The 9,779-nt window shown below is 72.3% G+C and carries 4 protein-coding genes and 1 pseudogene; 4 read left to right on the forward strand and 1 reads right to left on the reverse strand.

The genetic code is table 11. From position 1 onward, the window contains the following. Positions 1-98: 98 nt before the first annotated feature. A complete protein-coding gene (gene glgP, locus ABZY91_RS40225; RefSeq protein ID WP_355409014.1) occupies positions 99-2,873 on the reverse strand; it encodes an alpha-glucan family phosphorylase in 2,775 nt (924 codons plus the stop codon). 1,050 nt (positions 2,874-3,923) lie between these two features. On the opposite strand from glgP, the gene ABZY91_RS40230 reads away from it, so the two are divergent. The 4 genes and pseudogenes from ABZY91_RS40230 to ABZY91_RS40245 form a co-directional block, all read left to right on the forward strand. Further along, positions 3,924-5,879 (forward strand): alpha-1,4-glucan--maltose-1-phosphate maltosyltransferase, encoded by a 1,956-nt coding sequence (locus tag ABZY91_RS40230; protein ID WP_355409016.1) that lies wholly within the window; start codon positions 3,924-3,926, stop codon positions 5,877-5,879. Then, a complete protein-coding gene (gene treS / locus ABZY91_RS40235; protein ID WP_329882976.1) occupies positions 5,876-7,600 on the forward strand; it encodes a maltose alpha-D-glucosyltransferase in 1,725 nt (574 codons plus the stop codon). Before ABZY91_RS40230 ends, treS begins: the two co-directional genes overlap by 4 nt. Before the next feature lie 240 nt (positions 7,601-7,840). Next, positions 7,841-9,331 carry a phosphotransferase gene (locus tag ABZY91_RS40240; RefSeq protein ID WP_355409018.1) on the forward strand — a complete coding sequence of 497 codons (1,491 nt, stop codon included), beginning with the start codon at positions 7,841-7,843 and terminating at the stop codon, positions 9,329-9,331. Positions 9,332-9,482: 151 nt separating this feature from the next. Beyond that, a pseudogene (locus ABZY91_RS40245) lies at positions 9,483-9,779 on the forward strand (hypothetical protein); the annotation flags it as partial.

A 9,779-nucleotide genomic window follows, 5' to 3' on the forward strand; every position in this document is an offset into this window, starting at 1 on the left:
TTTTCTGTTTTTATTCGTTTTCAAATCCCTTCTGGGCGGGCGCGAACACCGGGGGGGGGGGGTGCCGGACCGCCCGGCTCCCCGCCCCGCCGGCGGGTTCAGCGCAGCAGCCCGGCGTCCATCCCGGACGCCTCCGGGGGCAGCGCGACCAGTCCCAGCTCGGCCGGCGAGGCCAGCCTCGGATGGGCCGGCAGCACCCGGACGGTGTAGCCGAACGGACCGGTGCGGCAGAGCTCCAGGGAACCCTCGTACCTCGTCCGCCCGTCGAGGTCGGGCCCGCCGACCGGCTTGAGGGCGAGCAGGCAGCCGTCCGAGATCCGGTCCGACTCGTCGACCCGGCCGGAGACGGCCTGCACCTCGACGTCCGCGGGTTCCAGCGGACCGAGCGCGACCTGCACCCGCAACGCCAGCGAACTCCCCAGTTCCTGCGCCTCGTCCGGGCAGTCCGCCTCGACGTGCTCCACCCGGACGGCCGGCCAGCCCTCCCGGACCCTGGCCTTCCAGGCGGCCAGTTCACGCGCTCCGGCGTGCGGGACGGCGGTCGGCCCGGTCCCCAGGCCCCCCGCCTCGCCGACGACGCCGGTCTCCGCCGCCGCCCCGACGACCCCTGCCGTCCCGACGATCCCTGCCGTCCCGACGGCCGGGCCGGCCGCCGCCAGCTCGCGCTGGGCGACCGCCGCCGGGGCGTAGAGCCGCTCCACGTACTCGCGGACCATCCGGCCCGCCAGCACCTTGGGACCGAGGGTCACCAGGGTGTGCCGGACCATCGCGATCCACCGGTGCGGCAGCCCGTCGCCGCCCCGGTCGTAGAAGCGGGCGGCCACCTGCTCCTCGATCAGGTCGTACAGCGCGGCGGCCTCGATGTCGTCCCGCCGCTCGGCCTCCCGGCTCTCCGGGTCGAGCACCCCGTCGCCGGTGTCGGCCGTGGGGATCGCCCAGCCGTTCTGGCCGTCGAACCACTCGTCCCACCAGCCGTCCAGCACGGACAGGTTGAGGCAGCCGTTGAGCGCCGCCTTCATCCCCGAGGTGCCGCAGGCCTCCAGCGGGCGGAGCGGGTTGTTGAGCCAGACGTCGCAGCCCGGGTAGAGGTGCCGGGCCATCGCCATGTCGTAGTCGGGCAGGAAGACGATCCGGTGCCGGACGGCCGGGTCGTCGGCGAAGGCCACCATCTGCTGGATCAGCCGCTTGCCGCCGTCGTCGGCCGGGTGGGCCTTGCCGGCGACCACGATCTGGACCGGCCGGGTCGGGTGCAGCAGCAGGGCGCGCAGGCGCTCCGGGTCGCGGAGCATCAGGGTGAGCCGCTTGTACGAGGGCACCCGGCGGGCGAACCCGATGGTGAGGACGTCCGGGTCGAGCACCGAGGCGACCCAGCCGAGTTCGGCCTCACCGGCGCCGCGCTGGCGCCAGGAGGCGCGCAGCCGGCGGCGGGCCTCGTCGACCAGCTGGGCGCGCAGGGTGCGGCGCAGCTCCCAGATCTCGGTGTTGCCGATCCGCTCCAGGCCGGTCCAGCGCTGGGTGTCGCCGGTGGTCATGGCCGCCTCGGCGCGGTCCGCGCCGATCTCGGCGGCGCCGAGCCGGACCACCGCCGGGTCGATCCAGGTCGCCGCGTGGACGCCGTTGGTGACGGAGGTGATCGGGACGTCGGCGGTGTCGAACCCTGGCCAGAGGCCGCTGAACATGGACCGGCTGACCTCGCCGTGCAGGGTGGAGACGCCGTTGGCGCGCTGGGCGAGCCGCAGACCCATGGCAGCCATGTTGAACAGCTTGGGGTCGCCGCCGCGCCAGCTCTCGGCGCCGAGTGCGAGGACCTGCTCGACCGGGACGCCGGGCAGGGCGGTGTCGCCGCCGAAGTGCCGGGCGACCAGGTCGCGGTCGAACCGGTCGATGCCGGCCGGGACGGGCGTGTGGGTGGTGAAGAGGGTGCCGGCCCGGACCGATTCCAGGGCCGCCGCGAAGTCGAGTCCGGCGTCGGCGACGAGCTCGCGGATCCGCTCGACGCCGAGGAAGCCGGCATGGCCCTCGTTGGTGTGGAAGACCTCGGGGGCGGGGTGGCCGGTGAGCCGGCCGTAGGCGCGGACGGCGCGGACACCGCCGATCCCGAGCAGCATCTCCTGAAGGAGCCGGTGCTCGCTCCCGCCGCCGTAGAGGCGGTCGGTGACGTCGCGCTCGGCGGGCGAGTTGGCCTCGATGTCGGAGTCGAGCAGCAGCAGCGGGACGCGCCCGACCTGGGCCTTCCAGACGTGCGCGGCCAGGGTGCGGCCGCCGGGCAGCGCGAGGTCGATCCGGCAGGGGGTGCCGTCGGTCTCGCGGAGCAGGGTGACGGCCAGCTCGTCCGGGTCGAGCAGCGGGTAGCGCTCCTGCTGCCAGCCGTCCCGGTCGAGGGACTGCCGGAAGTAGCCGTGCCGGTAGAAGAGCCCGACGCCGATGATCGGGACGCCGAGGTCGCTCGCGGCCTTGAGGTGGTCCCCGGCGAGGATGCCGAGGCCGCCGGAGTACTGGGGCAGCGCGGCGGCGATGCCGTACTCGGGCGAGAAGTAGGCGACGGCGGCGGGCAGCGGGACGTCGGCCGCCTGCCCGGCCGACTGGTACCAGCGCGGGCCGGCCAGGTACTCCCGGAGGTCGTCGGCGAGGTCTCCGAGTCTGCGCAGGAAGCGCCGGTCGGTGGCGAGCGCGGCGAGCCGGGCGGCCGGGACCTCCCCGAGCAGTCGCACCGGGTCCTCGCCGGTCGCGGCCCAGACCTCCGGGTCCACGGACCGGAAGAGGTCCCTGGTCTCGGGGTGCCAGGACCAGCGCAGGTTGAGGGCCAGCTCGTGCAACGGCTGGAGTTGTTCGGGCAGGACGGTGCGGACGGTGAATCTGCGGATTGCCTTCACGGCGTGAAGCGTAGCCGCGGGCACTGGCATGATGGTGCGTCAGTTGGTCTATTCGACCTCCGTTCGGCCTATTGATGAGATCGCATTCGGCGCATTGGGCTGCACGGGGGGCGCACGAGGCGCACTTTTCCGGGGGCCGCGCCACCAATACGTGAACACGGCGGAAAAGATCCTTTTCCGGTGACGGTTCCGACCCCGATCACGCCCGAAACTACTGTCATACCGCTGCGAAAGTCGTGTCGCCGATGCGACGATGAGCCAGGGTCGTTGATGCTTCGGGGTGTGCGGAGACGGGTGGCGCTCCCCCGAGAAGCAGCACGTCCGAATCCTTTTCGCGTTGACCGTTCCCCTTCTTCCTTGGTCCATTCGGCGCTCACCGCGCACCGACGCGTGTCCTCGGACTCGGCCTGCTCGTTCACGGGTGGGTTGGGTCGCCCAGGGGTGTGCCCCGAGAGGCGTGCGCCGGGACGCGCGCGGGCTCTCGGGGGTCCCGCCACGGGCTCGGCGGGAGCGGGGCAGGTTGCCGGGGACGGCGGCGCGGGCAGGCTTCCGGTCGCACGTCCTCCCCACCCAGCAGTCCTCCCGGTACTCCCCTGGCCCCGCCGGCCCGCGGGAGCTGCCGCCGATCTCGGGCAGGAGTTTGGCATGCACGGCGACACGCGGGACCAGTCCACACCGGTGGCCGACAGCCCCGACGCAGCGGTCGCGGAATCGGCCGGACGGATGGATTCTGACATCCGGACAGACGCGTCGATGCCGGGTCCCCGGGGAGCCGGGGCTATCCGTACGGAGCGAGCGGACGAACCGGCCCGACAACCCGGGGCCGAGGAGAGCCGACCCGCGGCACCGCGCAAGCGCACCACCACCACACGGCGCAGCGCGACCGCCGCCGAGCCCGCCACCGCGAAGGCCGGGACCGGCACCGAGCCGGTCGGCCGCGGCGCCGCGACACGCAAGCCCGCCGCCGGAAAACCCGTCACGAGCAAACCCGTCACGAGCAAACCCGCCGCCCGCAAGCCCGCCGCCCGCAAGACGACAGAGAGCGACACCGTGATCGGCCGCATCCCCGTCCTGGACGTCAGCCCCCTCGTAGACGCCGGCCGCCGCCCGGCCAAGGCGGTGGCCGGCGAGACCTTCCTGGTCACCGCGACCGTCTTCCGCGAGGGCCACGACGCGGTCAACGCCAACGTGGTCCTGCGCGACCCGCGCGGCCGCAGCGGCCCGTGGACGCCGATGCGCGAGCTGGCCGAGGGCACCGACCGCTGGGGCGCGCACGTCACCCCGACCGCACCGGGCCGCTGGTCGTACCTGGTGGAGGCGTGGTCCGACCCGGTCGCCACCTGGCGCCGGACGGCGTCGATCAAGCTGCCGGCCGGGATCGACACCGCGCTGGTCCTGGAGGAGGGCGCCCAGCTGCTGGAGCGGGCCGCCTCCGGGGTGCCGAAGAAGGACGGCCGGGCCCAGGTGCTGGCCGCGGTCGACGCGCTGCGCGACCCGGGTCTGCCGCCGCTCTCCCGGCTGGCCGCCGCGCTCGCCCCGGACGTCCAGGAGCTGCTGGCCCGGTTCCCGCTGCGCGAGCTGCTGAGCGCCTCCCGCCCGCTCCCGCTCCAGGTGGACCGGGAGCGGGCGCTGTTCGGCTCCTGGTACGAGTTCTTCCCCCGCTCGGAGGGGGCGGTGGTCGACCCGTCGGGCGTCGAGCCGCCGCGGTCCGGCAGTCTCCGGACGGCGGCCGAGCGGCTTCCGGCGGTCGCCGCGATGGGCTTCGACGTGGTCTACCTGCCGCCGGTCCACCCGATCGGGCGAGCCTTCCGCAAGGGGCCGGACAACACCCTGACGGCCGGTCCGCACGACGTCGGCTCGCCGTGGGCGATCGGCTCGCCGGAGGGCGGCCACGACGCCGTCCACCCGGACCTCGGCACCATCGAGGACTTCGACCACTTCGTGGCCGAGGCGGCGGCGCTGCACCTGGAGGTGGCGCTGGACTTCGCGCTGCAGTGCTCGCCGGACCACCCGTGGGTGAACAAGCACCCGGAATGGTTCAGCCACCGCACCGACGGCACCATCGCCTATGCCGAGAACCCGCCGAAAAAGTATCAGGATATTTATCCGATCAACTTCGACCAGGACATGGACGGAATCGTCAAGGAGACGATCCGGGTGCTCCGGTTCTGGATGGCCCACGGCGTGCGGATCTTCCGGGTCGACAACCCGCACACCAAACCGGTGGCGTTCTGGGAGAAGGTGCTCGCCGACATCGCCCGCACCGACCCGGACGTGGTGTTCCTGGCCGAGGCGTTCACCCGCCCCGCGATGATGCACACCCTGGGGAAGATCGGTTTCCACCAGTCGTACACGTACTTCACCTGGCGCAACACCAAGCAGGAACTCATCGAGTACCTCACCGAACTCTCCGGTGACGCGGCCGCCTACATGCGGCCCAACTTCTTCCCCAACACGCCGGACATCCTGCACGACTTCCTCCAGCACGGCGGTCCGGCCGCGTTCGCGGTGCGCGCCGTACTGGCCGCCACCCTCTCCCCCAGCTACGGCGTGTACGCCGGCTACGAGCTGTACGAGAACGAGCCGGCACACCCCGGCTCCGAGGAGTACCTGCACTCGGAGAAGTACGAACTGCGCCCCCGGGACTGGAGCCGCACCGACACCCTCGCCCCGCTGCTCACCGTCCTGAACCGGCTGCGCCGCCGTCACCCGGCCCTCCAGCAGCTGCGTTCCCTGCGCTTCCACCCCACCGACAACGACCAGGTGCTCGCCTACTCCAAGACCGCCCTGACGCCCGACGGCCTCACCGACCACGTCATCACCGTGGTGAACCTGGATCCGCACCACGCCCAGGAGGCCACCGTCACCCTCGACGGGGAGGGGCCGTACGCGGTCCACGACGAGCTCACCGGCGCCGCCTACACCTGGGGCCGGCACAACTACGTCCGGCTCGATCCCTCAACCGAGCCGGCTCACCTCCTCACGGTTCGGAGGAACCCAGCGTGACAGTGAACGAGCCCGTTCCCGACACCTTCCCCGAGACCTCGAAGAAGAACCTGGACCCGGAATGGTTCAAGCGTGCGGTCTTCTACGAGGTGCTGGTGCGGTCCTTCCAGGACAGCAACGGCGACGGGGTCGGGGACCTCCGGGGGCTCACGTCCAAACTCGACTACCTGCAGTGGCTCGGGGTCGACTGCCTCTGGCTGCCGCCGTTCTTCGCCTCACCGCTGCGCGACGGCGGGTACGACGTGGCGGACTACAAGTCGGTCCTGCCCGAGTTCGGGGACCTCGCCGACTTCATGGAGTTCGTCGACGCCGCCCACCTGCGCGGCATGCGCGTGGTCATCGACTTCGTCATGAACCACACCAGCGACCAGCACCCGTGGTTCCAGGCCTCCCGGGAGGACCCGGACGGCCCGTACGGCGACTTCTACATGTGGGCCGACGACGACAAGCAGTACCCCGACGCCCGGATCATCTTCGTCGACACCGAGACCTCCAACTGGACCTACGACCCGGTGCGCAAGCAGTACTACTGGCACCGGTTCTTCTCGCACCAGCCGGACCTCAACTACGACAACCCGCGCGTCCAGGACGAGATGATCGCCGGGCTCCGGTTCTGGCTCGACCTCGGCATCGACGGCTTCCGGCTGGACGCGGTGCCGTACCTGTTCGCCCGCGAGGGCACCAACTGCGAGAACCTGCCGGAGACCCACGAGTTCCTCCAGCGGGTCCGCAAGGAGATCGACGCCAACTACCCGGACACCGTGCTGCTCGCCGAGGCCAACCAGTGGCCGGAGGACGTCGTCGACTACTTCGGCGACTTCGCCTCCGGCGGCGACGAGTGCCACATGGCGTTCCACTTCCCGGTGATGCCGCGGATCTTCATGGCGGTCCGCCGGGAGTCCCGGTACCCGGTCTCGGAGATCCTCGCCAAGACGCCGAGCATCCCGCGCGGCTGCCAGTGGGGCATCTTCCTGCGCAACCACGACGAGCTGACCCTGGAGATGGTCACCGACGAGGAGCGCGACTACATGTACGCGGAGTACGCCAAGGACCCGCGGATGCGCGCCAACGTGGGCATCCGCCGCCGGCTCGCCCCGCTGCTGGAGAACGACCGCAACCAGATCGAGCTGTTCACCGCGCTGCTGCTCTCCCTCCCCGGCTCGCCGGTGCTCTACTACGGGGACGAGATCGGCATGGGGGACAACATCTGGCTCGGCGACCGGGACGGCGTCCGGACCCCGATGCAGTGGACCCCGGACCGCAACGCGGGTTTCTCGTCCGCCGACCCGGGCAGGCTCAGTCTGCCGCCCATCATGGATCCGGTGTACGGCTACCAGGTGACCAACGTCGAAGCACAGCAGAGCAGTTCGAGTTCACTGCTGCACTGGACGCGTCGCATGATCGAGATCCGCAAGCTCAACCCGGCCTTCGGCCTCGGGACGTACACCGAACTGCCCTCCAGCAACCCCGCGGTGCTGGCCTTCGTCCGTGAGCACGAAGGGGACCTGGTCATGTGCGTGAACAACTTCTCGCGGTTCGCACAGCCGACCGAACTGGACCTGAGGCAGTTCGGAGGACGCTACCCGGTCGAGCTGATCGGCGGGGTGCGCTTCCCCTCGATCGGCGAGTGGCCGTACCTGCTCACCCTCGCCGGGCACGGCTTCTACTGGTTCCAGCTCCGCCGGCCCCCCCGGTTGAGCGGAACCAGGCATCCGAAGTAACGATCCGGCAGCCGCCGGAAGCTCATCGAACCCTCCGGGGGCGCGAGTTCGAACCCGCGCCCCCGGAGTTCTCTGCACCACCGCGTACGGAGAACAGCCCAACGGCCACCCACACGAAGGCGTGACACCCGGGCGCAACGCTCGCGTGCCGTCGCCGCCGCGCCGCCGCAATCCGGAAGACTGACGGACCCGGCCAGACCCGTCGGGCAGTCCGCCCGCCTCTTCCGGGGAAAGGGAGTCATGTCCGAAACCTCCCGTTCTCAAGCTCCACTGCACCGTGACACCCCCGCCGGCTCCGCCGTGCCGGTCGGCACGCGGGGCACCGGGGCCCGGAGAACCGCCCTGGGGGTCAGCGAACTCGTCCAGGCGGCTCTGCCCCTGATCGCCGAGTGGCTCCCCACCCAGCGCTGGTACGCCGGCAAGGGACGGCCGATCACCGGCCTCACCCCCCTCGTCGGCACCCCCCTCCAGGTCGGCGACCCCGCCCTGCTGCACCTGCTGCTCCGGGTCGAGCACGCCACCACCGCCGGCGCGCCGCACGGCGACCTGTACCAGCTGCTGCTCGGCATCCGCTCGCAGGGCCCGGCCGGCATCGAGCCGACCGCCGTCCTCGGCCGGCTCACCCAGGGCCCGTACGACGGTGCGGCCCTCTACGACGCCGTGCACGACCCCGAACTCACCGGTCGGCTGCTCGAACACCTCGCCACCGGCGACCGGTTCGGCTCGCTGTCGTTCCGCCGCACCCCCGGCTCCGGGCTTCCCACCAACCTCCCGGGCCGCGCCTCCACCGCCGAGCAGTCCAACAGCTCGGTCATCTACGGCACCTCCTACATCCTCAAGCTGTTCCGGCGCATCCACCCCGGCACCAACCCCGACCTCGAACTCTCGCTGGCGCTCTCCCGGGCCGGCTCGACCCGCATCCCCCGGGTCGCCGCCTGGTTCGAGAGCCGTCTGGAGCGCGCCGAGCCGGCCACCCTCGGGCTGCTCCAGCGCTACCTGCCCGAGGCCGAGGACGGCTGGGAACTCGCGCTGGACCAGGTCGGCCGCCTCAAGGGCGACCCGTCCCCCGGCAACTTCGCCATCGAGGCCCACCGGCTCGGCCGGGCCACCGCCGAGGTCCACCGGGTACTGGCCCGCTCGATGCCCGTCGCCCGCCTCGACCGCGCGCAGACCCGACGGCTGGCCTCCGCGATGGCCGACCGCCTCGACAGCGCGGTCGCCGCCGTCCCCGGGCTGATGCGCTACCGGGCCGCGCTGCGCTCCGCCTTCCAGCAGATGGCCGACGCCCACCCCGACGGCCTGCCGGTCCAGCGGATCCACGGCGACCTGCACCTCGGCCAGGCCATGCGCACCCCGCACGGCTGGGTGCTGCTCGACTTCGAGGGCGAACCCGCCAAGTCGGTGACCGAGCGGCGCGAACCGCAGACGGCGCTGCGGGACGTGGCAGCGATGCTCCGTTCCTTCGACTACGCCGCCGCCCACCTGCTCGCCGGCGGGCCGTCCGACCCGGAACTGGCCCACCTCGCGGCCGCCTGGGCGCAGCGCAACCGCACCGCCTACAGCGCCGGCTACACCGCCGGCGGCGGCACCGACCCGGCCGCCTCCCCCGAACTGATGCGCGCCCTGGAGATCGACAAGGCGGTGTACGAGGTCGTGTACGAGGCCCGGCACCGGCCGAGCTGGCTGCCGATCCCGCTCGCCGCCATCAACCGCCTGGCGCTCACCGTCTGATCCCGCTCCGTCCGGCTCCGTCCGGCTCCACCTGTCGTCACCCGCCGTCCCCCGCTCCACCCGAGTCCACCCTCATCCGCCGGAACCAGCCGCCGGCGAGTTCACCGACGCCCCTCCGAACCCGCCGGCCCCGATCCAGGAGGTCCTCGCAGTGACGCCGCTCGACCCGCCAGGCCGCACCACCCGCACCGTGCCGGCCACCTTCCTGGCCGGCCCGGACTCCCCGCAGCGCGAGCCCGCGACCGCCCGGCGGGCCGAGCCGCGGCCGCCGGCCGTACCGGCCCCGGCCAACGCCGCCCCGGCCAACCCCGCGCCGGCCCCGGTCGGGGCCCCGGTCGCCGGCCCCGAGGCCCCGACCTGTTGCGCGGCCGCAGCGTCGACGATTCGCTGGATGCCCGCGACTCCGGTCAGGCAGATGGCGACGGCATGGACGACTTCCTCTCCGACT

The organism is Kitasatospora sp. NPDC002965 (assembly GCF_040611255.1).
In the GTDB taxonomy this organism is placed as follows: Bacteria; Actinomycetota; Actinomycetes; order Streptomycetales; family Streptomycetaceae; genus Kitasatospora.

Coding starts and splice junctions, on each gene's coding strand:
- ABZY91_RS40240 (WP_355409018.1), top strand. CDS start 7,841: ATGTCCGAAACCTCCCGTTCTCAAGCTCCACTGCACCGTGACACCCCC.